Consider the following 19,719-nt stretch of genomic DNA (forward strand, 5'->3'; position numbering starts at 1 on the left):
GTTCCTTACGCGTTCGTGCCGACGTTGCGGCCATTGCCGTTCTTGCCGTTGTCACCGACGAGCGTGAGGAAGACGTCCTCCAGGGTCGGCTGCTTTTCGACGTATTCGACTTTGGCGGGCGGGAGTAGCTGCTTGAGCTCGGTGAGGGTGCCGTTCACGATGATCCGACCCTCGTGGAGGATCGCGATCCGGTCGGCGAGTTGTTCGGCCTCGTCCAGATACTGCGTGGTGAGCAGCACCGTTGTGCCCTGGGCGGCGAGTTCCCTGACGGCCTGCCACACCTCGATGCGCGCCTGGGGGTCGAGCCCGGTCGTCGGCTCGTCGAGGAAGATGACCGGTGGATTCCCGATGAGGCTCATCGCGATGTCGAGGCGGCGGCGCATGCCACCCGAGTAGGTCGCCACCTTCCGCGCGCCGGCGTCGGTCAGGGAGAAACGGCCGAGCAAATCATCTGCGACCTTGCCCGGATCCTTGAGGTGCCGCAACCGGGCGACCAGCACGAGGTTCTCCCGCCCGCTGAGGATCTCGTCGACGGCGGCGAACTGGCCGGTGAGGCTGATGGACTTTCGTACGTCAGCGGCCTGCGTGGCGACGTCGAAGCCGTTGACCCGGGCCGTGCCCGCGTCGGCTTTGAGCAGCGTGGACAGAATTCTCACTGCCGTGGTCTTGCCAGCCCCGTTTGAGCCGAGCAGGGCGAAGATGCTGCCCCGCGCCACGTCGAAGTCGACGCCGCGGAGCACCTGCAACTCCTTGTACGACTTTGTCAGGCCCTGCACGTGGATCACAGGCCCGCGAACCTTGTTGGCTGTCATTTCAGAGATATCCGTTCTGTGTTTCGTCAGGGGTTGTCGCTCGTGATGCGATCGACGGCGTCGGTCAGCCGTTTCCGCTCATGGCTGAGACCGTCCGAAGACGTGCAGGTACTGCAGCGCATCGATTACCGGGGAGCACACCTCGCCGCGCATGACCTCTTCGCCCCCGATAGAGCCCGAGGCCGTCTCGGCGGTGAGCACGCCGTGCGCGTGGTCGAGGGCGACGCCGCCGCAGGTTGCCGGCGACCGCGCTGACTCGGGGGTATCGGCTGGAGTTCTTGATGAGCCGATCGGGCGGACGCACACCTCGCCGCCGCCGGTGTGGAGGTCGATCGGGCCGCCTCGATGAGCGGCTAAGCTTCAGATCGGCAGTTCAACCGTGCTCTGCTGTAGCGGGCGCGGCCTCGGGAGGGTGTTGCAGCACCCTCTCGGGGGCCCGTCCAACCGGACGGCGCCTACTTGCAGAAGACACCTAACTTTGCATCGGGCTGATCGACCTCCGCTCCTTGCGCTGTTCGTTCATTCCAGCCTCTCCTGTCGGATTGCCACGGGCACGCCCGTGCGGCCGCACTCCATGTCGAACCGGGCGCCCGGCAGCCGCACCCGCCCGACGAGGAACGGCCGGCCCCGGATCAGGTTGGCGAGTTCCTGGCAGTCCATCGCCTGCCCATGTCTAAAGTTATATCGGTCGCTTCATTAACTTTCAAGAAGTTGATCTTAACTTTCTTAATTCGATGTCCTGATCTTCGCTGCGACGCCGGCAAACGCCGCCGTCCCGACGATCGGGAACCCGCCGATCATGTCCTCAGTCATCCGTGCGATCGAGGGCGGCGACCTCGCGGACGGCGTCGGCGACGGCACGGAAGTCCTTACGCAAGATCGCCCCTTGGCTGCTTGAGACCTTCGCGCTGACGCGGATGTTCGCGTTGCGGGCCGTCACCGCGGAGACGCCGGCGCGATTGTGTTCCTGTTCACCGCCCTTGCTCCCGAGGGACGCCCCCGAGGCGAGCACATACCGGGTCGGGATGGTGATCTTGTCCAGCACGGGGCGCAGCTCGCGCAAGCGTGCGATCTTGCCGGCCTCGATGGTGCTGTTCGCCATCTGCTCGGCGGTCATCCGCGGGGTCAGGCCCGTCGGGCGGAGCAGCAGCATCAACCAGCGCATCCGCTGAAACATCTTCAGGGCGCCTTCTTCCATGCCGTCCTTCACCCAGTCGTGCGGCTGTGCGCCGTCGACCAGGACCGCGCCCATGGCGCGGTCGGGATTGCGGCTTGCCCAGTGCGCCGCGACGAACGCCCCGTAGGACCAGCCCACCGCCAGCGCCCGGTCCACACCCCGGGCCGCGAGAACGGCGTCGACGTCCCGGACGGCCGCCTCGAAGGAATAGTCCGCCGAACGCTTCGACTTCCTGCCGCGAGCCCGCTCGTCGTAGGTGATGTGCCGCCAACTCGTCCCCAGTTCGGCGATGACCCGCCGCCAATATCCCTGAGTGGCGAAATGGCCGTTGAGGTAGACCACGGGGATGCCGGGACCGCCGGTGTCGGTGACGGCTAAGGCCGTGTCGTCAACCGGCACCATGCCGGACCACTTTGAATTGGTGGAGGGAGTGCTGTCCTTCGTCATGGGTGGCACCTGCTCGCGTTAGGCGTCTTGAATGACCTCGCCAAGTCAAGCGCACGGATCACCGGTCCGGAGGGCATGCGCGGTCATCGGGGACTCACTTCTCCGGCGCGCGTGATGGCGTCGGTCAACCGCCTCCTTGGTGGAGCTGTTCGAGCCGTTCGGTGAGCGGGCCCGGCATCACTGCCCGAGCTTCCGGCGAGCCGTCAGGCCAGGAGGTCGGCTCAACCTCGGACACCGCTTGAGCGCTGGGACGTCCGTACACGCCCCTTGGCCTCCACCTTGCCCAGCCACCGCGTCAGGGACTTGCGCACCGCTGCCGGGCTGGGGTCCTGGGCCACCCAGGCGGCGTAGCCGTCGGGCCGGACCAGCACGGTGAACTCCAGGTCGGTCGCCGGGGAGGCCGTCATCACCCGCCCCGCCCACGGTGCGGCGAGTTCGGCGACGTCGCGGCCCACCAGGACAAACATGCCTTCACGCAGTGCTTCGTACAATCGGGCCGATTCCCCCGCCAGGCGGAGGTCCGGCACCCGGTGACCGGTGAGCGGGTGAGCGCGCCGGGGAGCGTAGTAGGCGATCCCGATGCCGGAGATGCCACGTGCCGCGGCCGCCTCCACCACGCCCAGCCGATGCGCGGCGGCCCCCACCCAGTTGCGCAGTGTGCGCACCAGACGAGACCGGGTGATGGCGGCGGTGAGGAGTGCGTGGCTGACGCGCACCACCATCCGCCCCACCGGATAACGCTCGGCGTGGTAGCTGTCCAGCAACTTGTCGTCGGCCCAGCCGCGCAGCACGGCGGCCAGTTTCCAGCCGAGGTTGGCGGCGTCCTGGATCCCGGTGTTCATGCCCATGCCGCCGGCGGGGGAGTGGACGTGGGCGGCGTCCCCCGCGAGGAACACCCGTCCATCCCGGTAGCGGGGAACCTGCCGTTCGTCGCTGTGAAAGCGGGAAAGCCAGCGCGGATCGTGCATCCCGAGGTCGTCGCCGATGGTTCGCCGAACGATGTCCTGGACGTCCTCCAAGGTGACCGGCGCCTCGTCGTGCTCCTGCCGTACCCGATCCCAGGCGATGATCCGGTACCAACCATCGCCGAAGGGGGCGATGAAGGTAAAGCCATGCGCGTTTGTCGCGAAATTAAGGAGTGGCTCTGGTTCGCGGTCGAGCAGCACGTCCGCCAGCATCACGGAGCTGACGACCGGCTTGCCGGGGAACGGCATGCCCAGGCTGCGCCGTACGGTGCTGTTCGCCCCGTCGGCGCCGACCACGTAGCGGGCCCGGAGTGTGACCGTGGTGCCGTCCGGACGGCTCACGTCCACGTCCACGCCTTCCGGGTCCTGCCGGAGCCCCGTGACCCGAACGCCGTTCAGCATTGTGGCGCCCGCTCCCTCGGCCCGGCGCTGCAGGACCCGCTCAACCTCCCATTGAGGGATGATCAGCATGAAAGGGAAGCGTGTTTGGAGCCCGGAGAAGTCGATGACGATACGGCCGAACGGTTGAAACGACCTGACTCGTGTGCCGGTGCGAAGTAGTTCGTTGGCCAGGCCTCGCGCGTCGAGCTGCTCCAGGGTTCGCGCGTGGAGGCCGAAGGCGCGGCTCAAGTTGGATTCGTGATCGCGTCGCTCCACCAGCGTGACATCGACTCCGGACTTGGCGAGATCGCCTGCGAGCAGGAGCCCGGTCGGACCGGCTCCGACCACTAGAACGTCCACGACCGTTGTCCCGTGCTCATCTGAAGAGCCACCAGACGCTATGTCCCTTTTGTCCATATTCTCAGTATCAGTCCCGCCGGAAAATCACCACCCGGGGGACCTGTGAACCCCCAGGCTCCGGCGGGCGTGCGCCGCGACGGCCGGGCGAGCGCGAAGGGTCGAATATCCCCTTGTCCGCCGGTGCTAAAAAGTGATATCACTTTGATAGTGCTTAGATAGCGTGAAAAGGAGCTAGGGATGGGTGTAGCAACAAGCGGGGCCACTCTGGAGGAGGCCGTCGTCGATATGCCGGCGCCGCGCACGAGTGAGCGCCCGGCGCGATCCGCCAACGGGTTCGTCTTGCTGGCAGTGGCGACGGCGCTGGTCCTAGGCGGGATCGCACTGCTGGTCACGGCGATCGTCATGCTCGCCACGGGGGCCTGGCAAGGCGGTGGGTTGATGTCCATCGGGTCGGCCGTGCTGGCGATCATCATCGGGACGGTGCTTTTCTGCGGCCTCTCAGCGGTGGCGCCCGGCGAGGCGAGGGTCGTGCAGCTGCTCGGCCGCTACGTCGGCACGCTCCGCACACCGGGCCTGCAGTGGGTGAACCCGTTCACCGTTCGGCGACGCGTGTCGACCAGGATCCGCAACCACGAGACCGACGTGACGAAGGTCAACGACGCCGACGGCAACCCCATCCAGATCGCCACCGTGGTGGTCTGGCAGGTGCGGGACACGGCGCAGGCCACGTTCGAGGTGGATGACTTCGTGGAGTTCGTCGCCATCCAGGCTGAAACGGCCGTCCGGCACATCGCGGGCAGCTACCCCTACGACTCCCACGGAGAGCCGAGACTGTCTCTGCGGGACAACGCCGACGAGATCAACGAAAAGCTGGCCGAGGAGATCGCCGTCAGGGTGGCCTCCGCCGGGGTGAAGGTCATCGAGGCCCGTATCGTCCACCTGGCCTACGCGCCGGAGATCGCCCACGCGATGCTGCGGCGCCAGCAGGCCGGTGCGGTGGTGGCGGCCCGGCAACGGATCGTCGAAGGAGCGGTCGGCATGGTCGAGATGGCCCTGGCCAAGCTCGCGGAGCTCGACGTGGTCGAGCTGGACGAGGAGCGAAAGGCCGCCATGGTCAGCAACCTGCTGGTGGTGCTTGTCGGCGATCGTGACACCCAGCCGATCGTCAACACCGGCACGCTCTACCAGTAACCGCAGTGGAGCGGAAGAAGATCCTCCTACGCCTTGACCCCGTGGTCCACGACGCGCTGGCCAAGTGGGCGGCCGACGACCTGCGCAGCACGAACGCGCAGATCGAGTTCCTCCTGCGCAGGGCGCTCTCCGAAGCCGGGCGAATGCCCGGCGGCGTGGGACAGACCCGGCCGCGTGGACGGCCGAGGAAGAACCCAGAGGAGCCTGTGAATGAACCCGCAGAAGACGGGGAGACGGCGGACAAGGCAGCGGACGATACACGGGACGAAGGTGGCGCGGGGTGAGTCTCTGGCGGAATCGGCGTTCCTGCTGGCCTTCGACCTCCGCAAGGAGAGGCTTGCCGGCCGGCGCAGCCTAGGACACCTCCTGCGTGCGGCGACGCTCGCCGAGCTCCTGCTCGGCGGCCACCTCAGCGACGAGTCGGGCAAGGCGCGCGCCGTCACCCCTCCGGTCGATCCGAGCCCTCTGCAAGCGGCGGTCTGGAAGCAGATCGCGACCTCCCCGCCCCACTCGTGGCAGCGATGGATCGGCAAGGACGCCTCACTCGCGTTCCGTCTGGTGCGCGACGGACTGGAGGCGGCCCGGCTGATCCGCGTGGAGCGGCACCGAGTTCTGCTGATCCCCGTCAAGCGGTATACGCCGCGCCGGCCCTACCTCTCACGCAGGCTTGCCGAGCGAGTCGTCGCGGCGGTGCGCGGCGGCCGGCCGGTGAGTCATCTGGCGCGGGAGGTCCGCCTCCTGGCCGCGCTGGCCGGCGCGGCCAGGATGACGGTGGTGCTGCCCGCGCGGGAGTGGAGCCGGCACGGCAAGCGGATCGAGGAGCTGTCGGCGCCGGTCGAGCCGGTCACCACGGCGTTGCGCAAGGCCCTGCAATACGAAGCGGCGGCCGATGCGGCTTGACACACCGGCCTTGGCTGCCGCCAGGAACCAGGCCAGAGGGTTGCGGAGTGCCGGGGGCCTTCGCAACCCGACGGTGATCGCGGCAACGCCGAAGACGGTGACGTTCACCGGGGCGGCCGACCGCCGGAAGGCTTCGCCGTACTTGGTGGTGTGTGACATCACGCCGGGCGGCGCGGAGCGCCGTGGTCCGCTGCGAGCCGGGTGGGGCAAGTCAGGCCAGGCCGCCGTTGGCGAAGACGGTCTGGCCGTTGATCCAGCGGGCCGGGCCGGCGAGGAACGCGACGACCTCGGCGATGTCCTGCGGGGCGCCCAGACGCTCCATCGGGGCCGCCTTGGCCAGGTTGTCGATCGTGGTATGGTCCTTGCCCTCGCCGGCGACCGCGATGGCCCGGCCTCCGGCCGAGGTGACGGCGGCTGCCGTCTCCTCGGCCCTGGCCTTGTTGGCCGAGTAGTGCACGCCGACCGCGAAGCCGTCGTGGGCCAGGCGTTCCGCGACCGCCCGGCCGATGCCGCCGGAGCCGCCGGTGACCAGGGCCACGCGCAGGGAGTCGTTGCTCATCAGATACCTCCGAGGAGACCCCCGCCTTCAGGCGGGGGAGGAATCGGCCCTTGCCGAGCAGGACAGGGGTGAGTAGCGCGGGTGAGAGGTGGACCGTGCCAGGTGTCCGGCTCCGGGCACGCTTCACGCCGGACCCGAAGCTTGTGGCCGCCGGGCCCTGCTCCTGCGGGTGTCTTCAGTCGGCCGGGCCGGATTGCGCGATCTGTGTCAGCCACTGCCCGAGCAAAGCCGACTCGGCGGCGGTGAAGGGCTCCGGCGTGAGTTCGTCCAGGGAGGACAGCAGCGTGGTCGCCGCGGCCTTCCGCACGTCGTTTTCCCGTATGTCCTCAGGCTCTGGGATGTCGAGCAGGATGGCCCGGTATACCGCGTCGCGGACCAGAACCGACAGATGCACGTCCGGATAGAGCGAGGGACGGGAGATCAGGGCGAGTGCGACCCCCGTGTTCGCCGCCATGACCATGCGGGCGGCCTCCGCGAGCGGCACGCGAAGGCGCCCTTGAACGGCCAGCCGCTCAAGGACCTCGCGTAAAAGACGCATGGCCTCCGCCGCCGCCTCGGGCTCGGAGCGCAGAGCCGGGGAGAACATCAGCTTGTAGGCATTGGGGTTGGCCAGCGCGAAGGCGGTGTGGCTGTCCCAGCCCGCCCGCAGGTCGGACAGCGGGTCCTTGGACTTCTGGGCGGCCCGTTTGCCTGCGAGGTATTGGTCCCAGACGTGGTCGATCGTCGCCGCGAGCAGGCCGTCTTTGTCGCCGAACAACCGATACAGCACGGGCTGCTGCACACCGGCCGCCTCACAGATGGCGCGGGTGGACACCTCTCCGCTCGGTGACCGGGCCAGCAGGGTCGCCGTCGCCTGGATTATCGCTGATGCCGCATCCATGTAATCAACGATAACAGAGGCTGTTATCGACGACAACGCCGATCTGTTTTCATCGATACGGTCCCCGGTCTCGCCGATCACGCCCAGTGGTAGGCGAGGTTCACGGCCAGCGCGGCGACGGCGGTGGCGAAGAATCCCGCCCAGTTCGCGAGATTGCGGGAACCCACGCGCAGGTGTGCGAGAAGCGCGCCGATGAAGTAGAGCACGAGGCCGCTCGCGGCGAGCGTCCCCAGCATCGGCACGCGCAACCCGCCCAGCAACCCCAAAGAGCCCGCCGCCAGCATCATGCCCAGCACCGGCACCCACGACCGCGGCAAACGCTTCATGTCCGCCTGCGCCTTGGGAAACTCATGTCCGATCAGGTAGACCAACGCCGCGCTGCCGAACAGCAGCGAGGCGAAGATGGTGACCGTGACGTAGGCAGCGAACATGAGCACTCCTCTGTGGTTGATGCCCCCGTGTCTCATTAGTCCGACGAAACAACCCCCGGTAATGTCAGGCGACGCCTTCTCATCGAGTCGAGCGTCAGATCTCGCGCCCCGTAGGCGCCGGCTGTTCGCGGCGCGGGCCGCCCTTCAACCACATGGCCGAACCCGGCTTCCTGGCCTCGCGGCGGATCCTCGTCACCGCGAACTTGCAGGTGAACTCCTTGATCGCCGCACCGATGCGGCCGCCCACATAGGCGTTCAACGCGGTGTCGTCCTTACGGGCTATCTGCCGTACGGCGCTGCGCCGGCCGAGACTGACACACGCCCCCGAGAAGGCCAGGTCGATCATCGCTGGTTCGGTCCCGGCGATGCGGCTCAGCACGGTGCCGGCGGCCTGCGCTCCGAGCGGCCCGGCGGCGTAGCTGCTCATCCGGAGCGGCCGGCCCGACGGCGCGGCGGCGTCGCCGGCCGCGACGATGCGGTCGTCGTCGATGCTGGTCAGCGTCTCATCGGTGAGCAGCCGGCCGAGCTCGTCGGTCTGCAGCCCGCTCGCGGCCGCCAGCTCCGGCACACCGAAACCGCCCGCCCAGACGGTCAGCGCGCTCGCACGCACCGTGCCGTCGGCGAAGACGAGCGCGTACGGCCGGACCTCGCTGACCATGGCATCCTCGACCACCGCGACACCGTGCCGGGACAGCCACCTCGCCACGGCCCGGCGGCCCGACGGGCCGAACGAAGGAGCCAGGCTCCGGCCGCACACCAGCGTGACCGCGCGTCCTTGCTCGGCCAGCTCGGCTGCCGTCTCGATGCCGGTCAAGCCGCCGCCGACCACGGTGACGGGAGCGTCCACCGGCAGCTCCTCCAGCCTGGTGCGCAGCCGCTGCGCGGACTCGAACTCGGCTATGCCGTACGCGAACTCGGCGGCGCCGGGCACCGACGGCGGTGTCGGCGCGGTGCTGCCGACCGCGTAGATCAGGTAGTCGTAGTCCAGCGTGCGGCCGGAAGCCAGGAGCACCGTGCGGGCGAAGGTGTCGATGACCGCGGCACTGTCGACGGCCAGCCGCACACCCTCGCCCAATAGCGTGCCGTAGTCCACGGTGGCCTGACCGGTGCCGGCCGCGAACTGGTGCAGCCGGACCCGTTCGACGAACTCCGGGCGGGGGTTGACCAGGGTGATGTCGACGTCGGCCCGCATCCGCAGATGGTTGGCCGCGAGTGCTCCGGCGTAACCTCCCCCGATGACGACGACCTTATTGCTGGACATGGCGAGGTTCCCTTCTCGACGACAATGGTGGTGTGAGGCCTTGGCCTGCGCCGGCGCGGAGTGTCTCACCACTACGACGACGCACCCCGGCCGAATGTGAGGCGGCCTGACATTCCGCACCGTTGCCTCGTCGTACTAATGAAGGCGGAGACGAGGGAGAAAAGGCGGCACCCCATGACCACCCCGGACCCAGGCGAGAGCGCGATCACGAGCGAACGGGCTCTGCTGATCAACGTCGCCTACCGGCTCCTCGGCTCCATGGCCGAGGCCGAGGACGTCGTCCAAGAGACCTACGCCCGCTGGTACTCCATGACCCCGGCGCAGCAAGAGGCCATCGGATCCCCGGGCGGCTGGCTGACGAAGGTCGCCACCCGGATCTGCTTCGACCTGCTCGGCTCGGCACGGGTCCGGCGCGAGAGCTACGTGGGGGAGTGGATCCCCGAGCCGCTGCCGGGCCTCGCGGAGTGGAGCGGTGAGCGGCCGGGCGGCATCACCGCCGACCCTGCCGACCGGGTCACGCTCGACGAATCGGTCAGCATGGCCTTCCTCATCGTGCTCGAATCGATGACCCCGGCCGAACGTGTCGCGTTCATCCTGCACGACGTCTTCGGCTATCCCTTCGCGGACGTGGCCGAGATCGTCGGCCGTACGCCCGCGGCATGCCGCCAGCTGGCCTTCTCGGCCCGCCGCCGCATCGGCGCGGCGCGGGTTCCCGCGACTCCGGCGGTACGGCAGGCCCGTGTCGTCGGGGAGTTCAAGCGGGCCTGGAACGCCAAGGACATCGAGGCCCTCGTCGCGCTCCTCGACCCCGGCGCAACGATGATCGCCGACGGTGGCGGCCGGGCCGGCGCCGTGCTCCGCCCGATCGAGGGCGCCGCGCAGATTGTGCGCTTGCTGGTCAACCTCGCCGGCAGGCAAGGCGACCTGACGGTCCTGATCGGACGGTCAACGGCAGGCCCGGCCTGGTGGCCGAGCAGGGCGGCGCCATCGTGACGGTGGTGGCGTTCGATGTCGAGGACGACCGGATCAAGCGCATCTGGGCGGTGCGTAACCCCGACAAGCTCCGGACGTGGACGGCGCGTTCCTCTGCTGCGGCGCAGTAGGCCGATCCGGACCGCCGCGGCAAAACCAGTCGATCGCCGCGCCGAATCCGGTGATGATGGCGGCCATGAGCAACCGCAACCCGCGGCCGCGATCCCCGCGCGAGATCATGACCGAGCTACACGGCTCGCTGGACCGCCGCTACCGCCCGGAAGACGTCGCCGACCTGGTGCTTCAGGCGCTGGAGGAACGGCTGACCCGGCGCGAGCGTGTAGTGCTGAAGCGCGCGGCCATGCACTCCTCGCGAGGCGCGGCCGGGTTTTCGTCCATGTCGGGCGACTACGCCCGCCCAGTGGGCGGGGCACGGCAGGTCGCCGCGGCCGCCCGGTTGTTCGGGCGGTCGGCCGAGGTGGATGCGGACGATCCGGAGTCGCTGCTTGAGTTCGCCGCGAGCATGGGTGGCCCGATCCGATGGACGCCCGGCCACAGTGACTTCCTAGCCGATCGGCTCAACCGGCAGGCTCGCGACGCGGCCGGGATGGATCTTTCCAAGCGGCAGTACAACCGGCGCTTCCGGATGCTGACCAGGCTCTCGGCCAAGGCCGGGACACTGGCCGCCGAGCAGGACAAGCGGCACCTGCTCATGGTCGGCGTGACCGGATTCGCGGCAGAGGTGCCGCTGGAGCGCTTCGCCGCGGACGTCGACGCCGCCTGCTTCGTGGCTTACTACACCGCGCGCCGCAAGCTGCGCAGGGAGTTCAGCCTGGCCGGGCGGGACAACCCGTTCGACGAGATCGCCGCGCTGCTGCTGGATCGGTGCACGAGCCGGTCCGACTGGTGGATGATCGCCCAGGTGCGCACCAGCCCGGACGTGCTGGAGCACCTGAGCGACCAGGAGCGCGGCCTTCTGCTCGGCCGATGGTCGGCGGTCCTGCGGCACAGTGCGGCGATGCTGCGCGAGCGCTGGCAGCCGGGCACCGATCGCGAGACGATGATCGTACGGCGTGGCCACGACTCCACCACCTGGAACAACTTGGCCGTCGCCTACAACGCCGCCCGCACGGGCTGGCTGGCCTGCTTGAGCGCGCTGAACGCCTTGGAACTGCTGGACGCGGCATGTCCCGGCAAGATGATGCGGCTGATGGCCGCCGACCTGGCCGCCTGGCACAGTGCCACCGGCGGCGATGTCGATCCCAATACAAAGGTGTGGGCAGCGCTGCCGCCCCCGTGGGCGGTGCTCGACGGCACCGCGACCTGCACCCGCGCCGACGTCGAGTCCGCCTGCTGCCGCGCCGGCCTCGATCCGGCCTCCTCCGGCTGGACGGCGCCCGCGCCGCAGCGAGCCACGGCGGTGTTCCGGCCCACGCCGGAGCTGGTCCACGGCGTGAGCGTCGCCGACCCGGTTTGGGCGGCGCTGCTGCGCCGAGCCGGAGTCTTCAGCGGCAAGGGCGTCAAGCAGGAACTCGCCGCCGAGGCCCGACACGGGCTGCGGTCGGGTGTCGTGCTCAGTGATCTGCCGGTGAAGGACCCTCCCGTATAAAGGGGTGGCGCGAACCGGCCGGCGCCGAGCAGACTGAACACGGCCACGCCGTAGTTCAGTGGTAGAACGCCTGGCTCTTCACCAGGTGGACGCCGGTTCGAGCCCGGTCGGCGATGGGTGAGGCCTCGTTGTAGCTCAGTGGTAGAGCGCCCGGCTCGGGTCCGGGTGGACGCCGGTTCGAGCCCGGTCAACGAGGCCGCCGCGCCCGCCGCCGCCTATCGCGCCAGGCCCGCTTCCGGCGGGGCGCGCTGCCCTTTACCTCGCCAGGCCCGCGCCTCATGACGACGGAAGCCGGATCGCGTTCTTCACCTGCTCCAGCGGGCTCTCCTCCGAGGGGACCTCTTCCAGGCGCCGGTGGTTGCTCTCCACGAGTGCCTGGTTGAGCTCCGCCCAGGGCCGCATGCGCTCCTCGTAGGCCGCGAACGCGGTCTCGTGGCCCGACCGGGCCAGCTCGGCGGCCAGGACATATGCGCCGACAAGTGCCTGGCTAGTGCCCTGGCCCGACAGCGGTGAGTCGCAGTAGCCGGCGTCGCCGAGCAGTGTCACCCGGCCCTCCGACCAGCGCTCCATGCGGACCTGGGCCATGGAGTCGAAGTAGAAGTCGGGCGCGTCCCACATCGCCTTGAGCAGCCGGGGCACCTCCCAGCGCCCATGCGCGAAGCGCTCGGCGACCAGCCGCTTCTGCGCCTCGACATCCCGATGGTCGTACGCCACGGGCTCCCCGGCCTTGAAACCGAGGTTGACGCGAAGCTCGGTGTTGCCGCGCACGGGATAGATCACGCCGCCGATGTCTCCGTCGTTGAACCAGGTCTGCCAGTTCTCCAGACTCAGATAGTTGTCCACGGAGAAGATCGACACATACGTCCCCAGGTGATGGACGAACTCCCGCTCGGGACCGAACACCAGCCGGCGGACATTGGAGTGCAGGCCGTCCGCGCCGACCACGAGATCGAAATCGCGCGGCGCCGCCCGCTCGAAGGTGGCCCTCACCCCGTGCTCGTCCTGAACCCGCGAGGTGATCGAGTCGCCGAACAGATACTCGACGCCGGCCTCCGTTCTGTCGTGAATCAGCCGGCTCAGGTCCTCGCGGAGCAGCTCGACGTCGTCGCTGTCGAGGCGCCCGCTGGACAACGCCACCTCTTCCGACCGCCACAGCTCCTTGCCGTCGCCGTCGAGCATCGACATGCCGTTCATGTGAGTATGGCACTGCCGTACGCCGGCCAGGATCCCCATGCGTTCGGCGACGGTGAGCGCGACGCCGCGCACGTTGACCGCCTGGCCACCGGGACGGAGGGCGGGGGCGCGCTCGACCACGGTCACGGTGAAGCCGCGGCGGCGCAGGAAGCAGGCCAGCGCGGGACCGGCGATGCTCGCGCCGGAGATCAGTACAGAAGTCATGGTCCCTTGATAGCCCCAGTGGGCGTGGATCCCCCAACTGTGCTAGAACAGATCGACCCTGACCGGCCAGATCTGTACTAGGACAGTGTTCCGTGGAAGCTCCGTACCGGCGCATCGCCGCCGACCTCCGGCGGCGCATCCGGGCGGGTGAGCTCGCACCGGGCGACAAGACGCCGTCCACCCGCGCGATCGCCCGCGATTTCGGGGTCGCCCTGGCCACCGCGGTGCGGGCTCTCGCCGTGCTCAAGGAGGAGGGCCTGGTGGAGGCCAGGCCCCGGTCGGGGACGGTGGTGGCGGCCACACTGAGCAGGCCGCGGCGACATCACGGTACGGCAGAGCTGACGCGGGAGCGGATCGTGCGCGAAGCGATCGCGATCGCCGACGCGGAAGGGCTCAGCACCGTGACCGTTCGCTCGGTGGCCGTGCGTCTCGGCGTGTCGGCCCCGGCGATCTACCGGCACGTGCGCGGCAGGGACGACCTGGTGCGGACCATGGCGGACCTCGCATACGGCGAGGAACGCTACCCGGATGCCAAGCTCGGCCGGCGGGACCGGCTGGAGATGGTCGCCCGCGTGTTGTGGCGGATCTACCGGCGACATCCCTGGCTGCCTCACCTGACCCCGCTTGGGCGCCCGCTGCCGCTGCCCGGCGTGGTCGGGCACGGCGAGCAGTTGCTGCTCGCCCTTGACGGGCTCGGCCTTGACCCGGCGACCATGATGACCACCGAGGTCATGCTCTACGCATATGTGCAAGGCCTTGCCGTACACCTCGAGCGGGAGGCCCAGGCGACTTCGGCCACGGGCCTGTCCGAAGAGCAGTGGGTCGACACCCAGGCCGGGGCGATCAACGCCATGTTCTTCACCGGGCGAGCGCCGTTGTCCGCCAAGCTGATCAGTGACCTCGGTCCGGACGGCTTCGACTTCGACCTGGACAGGATCTTCGAGTTCGGGCTTCAGACACTTCTCAACGGCCTAGGCATCGGGAAGGCCGGCTGGTAAGGCGCCGACATGCCTCGACCGGCCTTCCGCGGCGGGGAGCCACGTCACCCCAGCTTTCCCGGACGGTCCACCGCACGTCCGCGTCCACCCGCTCGGCGAGCCGGTCGGCCAGCTCGGCGGTGAGCCGCGCAACCACCTGGGCCGGATAGTCAGGCGGGGTCGCCACGAGTCCGACGACGATCTCCGGCCGATGCCGATCACTGGTGGCCATTGACGCTCCTCCCGGTAGCCGGGAGAATCCCAGGACTGACTACCCGCTGTCACGCGACACATGCGTAACGTATCGACTCATGCGCCAAATGGGGGTTCTGTTCTGCTTGGTGATGGGTCGGCGTAGCGTAGATGATCGCTCCGATGCCTCAGGGCCACGATCTTCATCGTCCGAGCAGCATCGCTCCAGATCCTTCGCCTGCATCGAACTCTCCTTCACCTTCAGGCACGCGAATACGGCAGAAGGGATCACACGCGGGGATAGTCGCTGGTCAGCGTTGGAGGGGTGCTGCAAAGCGCCTTTGATAGCTTTGGGATGTGGAGAAGGCTGAGCAGCGGCTCGTCACCGAGCGGCCGCCGAGACCGGCGAACTGGTCGTCGGCGACGCCCTCGACGGGGCGGTCATCCATGTCGCACTGACCGGCGGCACACTCTTGGTACGCAAGGGAATCCGGAGGTCTGGCCATGCGGTCACAGACCAAGGACGCAAGCGTCGTTCAATGCTCGAAATGCGGTCGGAGGAACCGGCCGCCCAGGGCCGCCTCGGGGATCCCGCAGTGCGGCGACTGCCACCAGCCGCTTCCCTGGGTCACCAAGGTGGGGGACGGCGACTTTAGCGAGGTCGTCGAGGCGGCCCGGATCCCGGCGGCCGTCAACCTCTGGGCACCTTGGGGCGGCCGCCCGTGCCGCATGGTCAGCCCGGCGCTGGAGCAGGTCGCGGCTGATCTTGCCGGTCGCCTGAAGCTGGTGAAGGTGAACGAAGCGCCCCGGCTCTCGGAACGCTTCCCCGTACAGGCCATCTCGACCCTTGCCGTGATCGATCAGGGCCGGGTCGTCACCCGGCGATCGGGCGCGGCGCCGGCTCCCGCCCTACGCGAATGGGTGAACGATGCGCTGGCCGCCTGAGCTTGGCGAGACGCCGGACCCGCAGGGGGCCTACCCCCGACTGAGCGACGCGCAGCTCCAGGCGCTGGCCCCGCACGGCGAGCGGCGCCGCATCCGCCAGGACGAGATCCTGTACGCGGAGGGTCTTCCGTGCACCGAATTCTTCGCGATCCTGGCCGGCGAGGTGGCGACGGTCGAGGGATTCGGAACGGATGACCAGGTGATCGGCGTCCACGGGGCAGGCCGGTTCCTGGGAGAGCTCAACGTGCTCACCGGCCAGGTGAGCTTCGTCACCGGAGTGGTGGCCAAAGACGGCGAGGTTCTCGCCGTGCCGGCGGGCGCGCTCCGCCGCTTGGTAGCCGGGGATCTGGCACTCGGCGACCTCATCCTGCGGGCCTACCTCATCCGCCGCACGATGCTCATCGGACTGGGGGCGGGCTTTCGCATCATCGGCTCCCGCTTCTCGGCCGACTCCCGGCGGCTCCGGGAGTTCGCGGCACGCAACCGGCTGCCGCACCGGTGGATCGACCTGGAGCAGGACGAGGAGGCGGAGCGGTTCCTGCGGAGCATGAGCGTCACCCCGCAGGAGACTCCGGTCGTGATCTGGCGTGGCGAGACGGTGCTCCGTAACCCGAGCAACGCGGAGCTGGCCCGGGCGATCGGGCTCTCCGCACCACAGGTACAGGAGACCCGATGCGACCTGCTCGTCATCGGGGCCGGGCCGGCGGGGCTGGCGGCGGCGGTTTACGGGGCATCGGAGGGCCTCACGACGATGGTTCTGGACGATGTCGCGACAGGTGGCCAGGCGGGCACCTCCTCGCGGATCGAGAACTACCTCGGCTTCCCGTCCGGGATCTCCGGCGGCGAACTGGCGGAGCGGGCGGCGATCCAGGCCGGCAAGTTCGGCGCGCGTTTCCACGTTCCCACACAGGCATGCGGACTGCACCTGAACGCGGGCGATCACATCGTCACCGTAGGGGAGGGCGGCACGATCCGCACGCGCACCCTGATCATCGCGACCGGCGTCCGCTACCGGAGGCTCGACGTCGGGAACCTGGAAAGGTTCGAGCCCACGAGTATCTACTACGCGGCGACCATGTTCGAAGCCCAGATGTGCGAGCGGGATCCGATCGTCGTTGTGGGCGGAGGCAACTCGGCCGGCCAGGCCGCCCTCTTCCTGGCCCGGTACGCCGCCCGCGTCCGGCTGCTCGTGCGGGAGGACGCGCTGTCCAGGAACATGTCCCGCTACCTGGCCGTCGAGATCGAACGGCACCCCCGGATCCAGATCATGCTGAACACCGAGGTCCGGGAGCTGATGGGGGAAGAGAAGCTCGCCGCGGTCGTCGCCGAGAACAACGTCACCGGCGAGCGTTCCACGATCGAGGCCCGCGCGATGTTCATCTTCATCGGCGCGGAGCCGTACACCGCCTGGCTGGCCGACGAGATCGCGCTCGACCCGCGGGGCTACATACTGACGGGCGCGGACGCCACCCGGTCCGGTAAGGAAGGCACGCCCGACTTCGTCGGCCGGCCGTTTCCGCTGGAGACGAGCAGGGCGGGCGTGTTCGCGGCCGGGGACGTGCGGAGCGGGTCGGTCAAGCGGGTGGCAGCGGCGGTCGGTGAAGGCGCCATGGCCGTACGGCTGGTCCACGACTACCTCCAGGCCGGAGAGTGACTCCGGGCCAGAAGGAAGGAGACCTCCATGGCTGTCATGGCGGTGTCGAGATTCGAACGGTTCTTCCGCAGCGCCGCAGGTGTCGATGTCGACAAGGGCGACCTTCGTCGCTACGGCGACTTCGTGAACGACAAGGTCTACGACCTTCTGATGATCGGCCAGGCCCACGCCAAGGCGAACGGTCGCGACATCATCGAACCCTGGGATCTACCCGTCACCAAGGGCCTCCAGGAGAGCATCCACCGGTTCCGCCTCCTCGATGAGGACGTCGAGCTGAAACCCATCCTGGAGCAGCTCGCCAAACTGCCTCCGCTCGACCTGTCGATCGGCGAGGAGACCGTCGGCCGCCTGCCCGAGATCGTCGGGGGCCTGTCAGTGGCACTGGCTCAGACTTTCAAGATCGTGGATCCGGAGGTGAAGAACCCCGCGACTGAGCAGTGGGAGCGCACGATAGGTGTCTTCGACCTGCTGCTCTGAGGCGGTCGGGACGGCCTCGGCGATCAGCTCTGAACAGTCCGTCCCCGGACGCCCGGTGAATCCGGTGCCGAGCCCTCCTAGGGGCACGGCCGCGATGAGCAAAGAAGGAGGAATGAACCGTTGACCTGCTGGATGGCGTAGAACCTCTCGCCCCGTCGCCGACGGGGAAGGCGATCCTGCGCAATCAACCGCATGCGAGGAAATTATGAGAGCAGTCGTGTACAAGGGACCTCGACAGGTCAACGTCGAGGAAGTCCCGGAGGCGCGCATAGAGCGGCCGACCGACGTCCTGGTGCGGATCACGTCGGCGAATATCTGCGGGTCGGACCTGCACATGTACGAGGGACGGACCGACTTCGAGCCCGGCCGCTGGTTCGGACACGAAAACCTGGGTCAGGTGATCGAGGTCGGCACCGGGGTAGACAAGGTCCGGGTGGGCGACTGGGTCGTCCTGCCGTTCAACATCTCGTGCGGGCATTGCAAGAACTGCGAGCGTCAGCTGACGAACTACTGCCTGACCGCCCAACCTGAGCCGAAAATGGCCGGCGCCGCGTACGGCTTCGCCGACATGGGCCCGTACGGCGGCGGACAGGCCGACCTGTTGCGCGTGCCCTGGGGTGACTTCAACTGCCTGCGGCTGGGCGAGGACGCCGAGCAGCGCCAGACCGACTACGTGATGCTCGCCGACATCTTCCCGACCGGCTACCACGCCACCGAGATGGCCGGCGTGCAGCCCGGCGACCAGACGGTCATCTACGGCGCGGGTCCGGTCGGGCTGATGGCCGCCCTCTCGGCGACCATCCGAGGAGCGAGCAAGGTGATGGTCGTCGACCGGCACCCCGACCGGCTGCGACTGGCCGAATCGATCGGCGCGATCGCCATCGACGACTCGAAGGTCGACCCGGTGCAGGCCGTTCTGGAGGAGACGATGGGGCTGGGCGCGGACAACGGCTGCGAATGCGTCGGCTATCAGGCGCACGAGCCCGACGGCCAGGAGCAGCCCAACCTGACGATGAACCGGTTGGTCGCCTCGGTACGCTTCACCGGGAAGATCGGCAATGTCGGCGTCTTCGTGCCCCAGGACCCCGGGGCCGGCGACGAGCTGGCCAAGCAAGGCAAGCTCGCCTTCGACTACGGCATGTTCTGGTTCAAGGGCCAGCACATCGGCAGCGGCCAGGCCCCGGTCAAGAGGTACAATCGGCAGCTGCGCGACCTGATCGCCGCAGGCAAGGCCGAACCGTCCTTCATCGTCAGCCACGAGCTGCCCCTCGACCGTGCGCCGGAGGCCTACGAGCACTTCGACAAGCGAGACGAGGGCTGGACGAAGGTCGTCCTGCACCCGGCGATGGCGGGGGCGGGTGTCTGACATGGCTGGAGAGCTAAACGGACGCCGGATCGCCATCCTCGCGGCCGACGGGGTGGAGCGAGTCGAGCTGGAGCGACCGCGGCAAGCGCTGGACGACGCCGGTGCCCGCACCGTCGTGGTCTCCATCACCAGCGGCGAAATCCAGGCGCGCGACCACGACCTCGAAGACGCCGGCACCTTCACGGTAAACCAGCTGGTCGGCGAGGTGTCGGTCGACGACTACGAGGCGCTGCTCCTGCCAGGCGGGACGGTGAACCCGGACAAGTTGCGGATGGAACCCGCTGCGGTGCAGTTCGTCCGGGACTTCGTCCAGTCCGGCAAGCCGGTCGCTTCGATCTGCCACGGCCCGTGGAACTTCGTCGAGGCCGACGTCGCGCGGGGGCGCCGGCTGACCTCGTGGCCGAGTGTGCGCACCGACCTGCGCAACGCCGGGGCCGACGTGGTCGACGAGCCGGTCGTCACCGACGGCAACATCACCACGAGCCGGTCGCCCGACGACCTGCCGGCCTTTTGCGAGCGCATCGTTCAGGAGTTCGCCAAAGGCCCGGAGGTCACCACCGCTGCACGTCGGGCGTGACCTCGTCGATCACGAACGTGCGTCCGTCGCTATCGCGCGGGCAAAACCCCCACCGGTGCCTGCTCGAGCGCCCTCGCACACCACCTGGCGATGTTCGGCCGTCAGTAGGTCTGGCGCGGGATGCGAAACCCGTCGTGGACGGCCATCCAGGCGACGTGCATCTTTCGTGCCTAAGTCCGCTGGTGTCA

The 19,719-nt window shown here is 68.6% G+C and carries 23 protein-coding genes and 2 tRNA genes; 15 read left to right on the forward strand and 10 right to left on the reverse strand.

Translation table 11 applies throughout. The features are described 5' to 3' along the window. Positions 1 to 5: 5 nt before the first annotated feature. Positions 6 to 812 (reverse strand): ABC transporter ATP-binding protein, encoded by an 807-nt coding sequence (locus tag Ssi02_RS21440; RefSeq protein WP_204028349.1) that lies wholly within the window; start codon positions 810 to 812, stop codon positions 6 to 8. A 42-nt stretch (positions 813 to 854) separates the two neighbouring features. Here Ssi02_RS21440 and Ssi02_RS21445 point away from each other — a divergent pair, with 42 nt between their 5' ends. Continuing rightward, the gene (locus tag Ssi02_RS21445; RefSeq protein WP_204028351.1) at positions 855 to 1,067 is read left to right on the forward strand and encodes a hypothetical protein; all 213 of its coding nucleotides are present in this window, start codon (positions 855 to 857) and stop codon (positions 1,065 to 1,067) included. A 264-nt stretch (positions 1,068 to 1,331) separates the two neighbouring features. Here the strand turns inward: Ssi02_RS21445 and Ssi02_RS21450 are convergent, their stop codons facing one another. From Ssi02_RS21450 to Ssi02_RS21460, 3 genes are all read right to left on the reverse strand, one after another. Then, entirely contained in the window at positions 1,332 to 1,472 is a 141-nt protein-coding gene (locus tag Ssi02_RS21450; protein ID WP_204028353.1) for a hypothetical protein, read from the reverse strand. Positions 1,473 to 1,617: 145 nt separating this feature from the next. Further along, entirely contained in the window at positions 1,618 to 2,436 is an 819-nt protein-coding gene (locus Ssi02_RS21455; RefSeq protein WP_204028362.1) for an alpha/beta fold hydrolase, read from the reverse strand. Between the two features lie 221 nt (positions 2,437 to 2,657). Continuing rightward, complete coding sequence (locus Ssi02_RS21460) at positions 2,658 to 4,142, reverse strand: FAD-dependent oxidoreductase (protein WP_239129279.1); 1,485 nt, start codon at positions 4,140 to 4,142, stop codon at positions 2,658 to 2,660. 237 nt (positions 4,143 to 4,379) lie between these two features. Here Ssi02_RS21460 and Ssi02_RS21465 point away from each other — a divergent pair, with 237 nt between their 5' ends. Genes Ssi02_RS21465 through Ssi02_RS21475 form a run of 3 tightly spaced genes read left to right on the forward strand, consistent with a single transcriptional unit; the run spans position 4,380 to position 6,233 of the window. Next, entirely contained in the window at positions 4,380 to 5,333 is a 954-nt protein-coding gene (locus Ssi02_RS21465) for an SPFH domain-containing protein (protein WP_204028367.1), read from the forward strand. 5 nt (positions 5,334 to 5,338) lie between these two features. Continuing rightward, positions 5,339 to 5,617 (forward strand): type II toxin-antitoxin system antitoxin, encoded by a 279-nt coding sequence (locus tag Ssi02_RS21470; RefSeq protein WP_204028369.1) that lies wholly within the window; start codon positions 5,339 to 5,341, stop codon positions 5,615 to 5,617. Then, complete coding sequence (locus Ssi02_RS21475; RefSeq protein ID WP_204028371.1) at positions 5,604 to 6,233, forward strand: GOLPH3/VPS74 family protein; 630 nt, start codon at positions 5,604 to 5,606, stop codon at positions 6,231 to 6,233. The genes Ssi02_RS21470 and Ssi02_RS21475 overlap by 14 nt, the downstream gene beginning before the upstream one ends. 211 nt (positions 6,234 to 6,444) lie before the next feature. On the opposite strand, the gene Ssi02_RS21480 is transcribed toward Ssi02_RS21475, so the two are convergent. From Ssi02_RS21480 to Ssi02_RS21495, 4 genes are all read right to left on the reverse strand, one after another. Then, positions 6,445 to 6,792 carry an SDR family oxidoreductase gene (locus Ssi02_RS21480; RefSeq protein ID WP_204028373.1) on the reverse strand — a complete coding sequence of 116 codons (348 nt, stop codon included), beginning with the start codon at positions 6,790 to 6,792 and terminating at the stop codon, positions 6,445 to 6,447. Positions 6,793 to 6,967: 175 nt separating this feature from the next. Next, positions 6,968 to 7,672 (reverse strand): TetR/AcrR family transcriptional regulator, encoded by a 705-nt coding sequence (locus tag Ssi02_RS21485; RefSeq protein WP_204028374.1) that lies wholly within the window; start codon positions 7,670 to 7,672, stop codon positions 6,968 to 6,970. Between the two features lie 77 nt (positions 7,673 to 7,749). Beyond that, the gene (locus Ssi02_RS21490) at positions 7,750 to 8,103 is read right to left on the reverse strand and encodes a DoxX family protein (protein WP_204028376.1); all 354 of its coding nucleotides are present in this window, start codon (positions 8,101 to 8,103) and stop codon (positions 7,750 to 7,752) included. A 94-nt stretch (positions 8,104 to 8,197) separates the two neighbouring features. Then, positions 8,198 to 9,364, reverse strand: a complete 1,167-nt coding sequence (locus Ssi02_RS21495; protein ID WP_204028378.1) for an NAD(P)/FAD-dependent oxidoreductase — start codon at positions 9,362 to 9,364, stop codon at positions 8,198 to 8,200. 174 nt (positions 9,365 to 9,538) lie between these two features. Between Ssi02_RS21495 and Ssi02_RS21500 the strand changes: the two genes are divergently transcribed. From Ssi02_RS21500 to Ssi02_RS21515, 5 genes are all read left to right on the forward strand, one after another. Further along, positions 9,539 to 10,357 carry a sigma-70 family RNA polymerase sigma factor gene (locus tag Ssi02_RS21500; RefSeq protein WP_239129286.1) on the forward strand — a complete coding sequence of 273 codons (819 nt, stop codon included), beginning with the start codon at positions 9,539 to 9,541 and terminating at the stop codon, positions 10,355 to 10,357. Next, the gene (locus Ssi02_RS38820; RefSeq protein ID WP_239129287.1) at positions 10,330 to 10,467 is read left to right on the forward strand and encodes a hypothetical protein; all 138 of its coding nucleotides are present in this window, start codon (positions 10,330 to 10,332) and stop codon (positions 10,465 to 10,467) included. The genes Ssi02_RS21500 and Ssi02_RS38820 overlap by 28 nt, the downstream gene beginning before the upstream one ends. A gap of 65 nt (positions 10,468 to 10,532) precedes the next feature. Next, complete coding sequence (locus Ssi02_RS21505) at positions 10,533 to 11,945, forward strand: hypothetical protein (protein WP_204028380.1); 1,413 nt, start codon at positions 10,533 to 10,535, stop codon at positions 11,943 to 11,945. Positions 11,946 to 11,989: 44 nt separating this feature from the next. Further along, positions 11,990 to 12,062: transfer RNA gene (locus Ssi02_RS21510), tRNA-Lys, on the forward strand. A 7-nt stretch (positions 12,063 to 12,069) separates the two neighbouring features. After that, a tRNA-Pro gene (locus tag Ssi02_RS21515) sits at positions 12,070 to 12,141 on the forward strand. An 80-nt stretch (positions 12,142 to 12,221) separates the two neighbouring features. Here Ssi02_RS21515 and Ssi02_RS21520 read toward each other — a convergent pair. Beyond that, a complete protein-coding gene (locus Ssi02_RS21520; RefSeq protein WP_204028382.1) occupies positions 12,222 to 13,343 on the reverse strand; it encodes an FAD-dependent monooxygenase in 1,122 nt (373 codons plus the stop codon). Positions 13,344 to 13,435: 92 nt separating this feature from the next. On the opposite strand from Ssi02_RS21520, the gene Ssi02_RS21525 reads away from it, so the two are divergent. Continuing rightward, entirely contained in the window at positions 13,436 to 14,341 is a 906-nt protein-coding gene (locus Ssi02_RS21525; RefSeq protein ID WP_204028384.1) for a GntR family transcriptional regulator, read from the forward strand. On the opposite strand, the gene Ssi02_RS21530 is transcribed toward Ssi02_RS21525, so the two are convergent. After that, positions 14,307 to 14,552: a hypothetical protein gene (locus Ssi02_RS21530; protein ID WP_204028386.1), complete on the reverse strand. Its 246-nt coding sequence runs from the start codon at positions 14,550 to 14,552 to the stop codon at positions 14,307 to 14,309. The two genes, Ssi02_RS21525 and Ssi02_RS21530, sit on opposite strands and share 35 nt — an antisense overlap. 596 nt (positions 14,553 to 15,148) lie before the next feature. On the opposite strand from Ssi02_RS21530, the gene Ssi02_RS21535 reads away from it, so the two are divergent. The 5 genes from Ssi02_RS21535 (at position 15,149) to Ssi02_RS21555 (ending at position 19,531) form a co-directional block, all read left to right on the forward strand. Further along, positions 15,149 to 15,457 carry a thioredoxin family protein gene (locus tag Ssi02_RS21535; RefSeq protein WP_239129289.1) on the forward strand — a complete coding sequence of 103 codons (309 nt, stop codon included), beginning with the start codon at positions 15,149 to 15,151 and terminating at the stop codon, positions 15,455 to 15,457. Beyond that, positions 15,441 to 17,111 carry an FAD-dependent oxidoreductase gene (locus Ssi02_RS21540; RefSeq protein ID WP_204028393.1) on the forward strand — a complete coding sequence of 557 codons (1,671 nt, stop codon included), beginning with the start codon at positions 15,441 to 15,443 and terminating at the stop codon, positions 17,109 to 17,111. The genes Ssi02_RS21535 and Ssi02_RS21540 overlap by 17 nt, the downstream gene beginning before the upstream one ends. Positions 17,112 to 17,138: 27 nt before the next feature. Continuing rightward, positions 17,139 to 17,588, forward strand: a complete 450-nt coding sequence (locus tag Ssi02_RS21545; RefSeq protein ID WP_204028394.1) for a DUF1931 family protein — start codon at positions 17,139 to 17,141, stop codon at positions 17,586 to 17,588. 205 nt (positions 17,589 to 17,793) lie between these two features. Then, on the forward strand, positions 17,794 to 18,954 hold the full coding sequence (locus tag Ssi02_RS21550) for a glutathione-independent formaldehyde dehydrogenase (RefSeq protein ID WP_204028395.1): 1,161 nt from the start codon (positions 17,794 to 17,796) through the stop codon (positions 18,952 to 18,954). Between the two features lies 1 nt (position 18,955). Beyond that, on the forward strand, positions 18,956 to 19,531 hold the full coding sequence (locus Ssi02_RS21555) for a type 1 glutamine amidotransferase domain-containing protein (RefSeq protein WP_204028397.1): 576 nt from the start codon (positions 18,956 to 18,958) through the stop codon (positions 19,529 to 19,531). Positions 19,532 to 19,719: the final 188 nt, after the last annotated feature.

The organism is Sinosporangium siamense (genome assembly GCF_016863435.1).
In the GTDB taxonomy this organism is placed as follows: domain Bacteria; phylum Actinomycetota; class Actinomycetes; order Streptosporangiales; family Streptosporangiaceae; genus Sinosporangium; species Sinosporangium siamense.

Bases quoted from the DNA above. Each gene is read 5' to 3' on its own strand.
- Ssi02_RS21550 (WP_204028395.1), top strand. From the start codon at position 17,794: ATGAGAGCAGTCGTGTACAAGGGACCTCGACAGGTCAACGTCGAGGAA.
- Ssi02_RS21530 (WP_204028386.1), bottom strand. From the start codon at position 14,552: ATGGCCACCAGTGATCGGCATCGGCCGGAGATCGTCGTCGGACTCGTG.
- Ssi02_RS21540 (WP_204028393.1), top strand. From the start codon at position 15,441: ATGCGCTGGCCGCCTGAGCTTGGCGAGACGCCGGACCCGCAGGGGGCC.
- Ssi02_RS21545 (WP_204028394.1), top strand. From the start codon at position 17,139: ATGGCTGTCATGGCGGTGTCGAGATTCGAACGGTTCTTCCGCAGCGCC.
- Ssi02_RS21455 (WP_204028362.1), bottom strand. From the start codon at position 2,436: ATGACGAAGGACAGCACTCCCTCCACCAATTCAAAGTGGTCCGGCATG.
- Ssi02_RS21495 (WP_204028378.1), bottom strand. From the start codon at position 9,364: ATGTCCAGCAATAAGGTCGTCGTCATCGGGGGAGGTTACGCCGGAGCA.
- Ssi02_RS21480 (WP_204028373.1), bottom strand. From the start codon at position 6,792: ATGAGCAACGACTCCCTGCGCGTGGCCCTGGTCACCGGCGGCTCCGGC.
- Ssi02_RS21450 (WP_204028353.1), bottom strand. From the start codon at position 1,472: ATGGACTGCCAGGAACTCGCCAACCTGATCCGGGGCCGGCCGTTCCTC.
- Ssi02_RS21555 (WP_204028397.1), top strand. From the start codon at position 18,956: ATGGCTGGAGAGCTAAACGGACGCCGGATCGCCATCCTCGCGGCCGAC.
- Ssi02_RS21465 (WP_204028367.1), top strand. From the start codon at position 4,380: ATGGGTGTAGCAACAAGCGGGGCCACTCTGGAGGAGGCCGTCGTCGAT.
- Ssi02_RS21485 (WP_204028374.1), bottom strand. From the start codon at position 7,672: ATGGATGCGGCATCAGCGATAATCCAGGCGACGGCGACCCTGCTGGCC.
- Ssi02_RS21440 (WP_204028349.1), bottom strand. From the start codon at position 812: ATGACAGCCAACAAGGTTCGCGGGCCTGTGATCCACGTGCAGGGCCTG.
- Ssi02_RS21520 (WP_204028382.1), bottom strand. From the start codon at position 13,343: ATGACTTCTGTACTGATCTCCGGCGCGAGCATCGCCGGTCCCGCGCTG.
- Ssi02_RS21490 (WP_204028376.1), bottom strand. From the start codon at position 8,103: ATGTTCGCTGCCTACGTCACGGTCACCATCTTCGCCTCGCTGCTGTTC.
- Ssi02_RS21505 (WP_204028380.1), top strand. From the start codon at position 10,533: ATGAGCAACCGCAACCCGCGGCCGCGATCCCCGCGCGAGATCATGACC.
- Ssi02_RS21500 (WP_239129286.1), top strand. From the start codon at position 9,539: ATGACCACCCCGGACCCAGGCGAGAGCGCGATCACGAGCGAACGGGCT.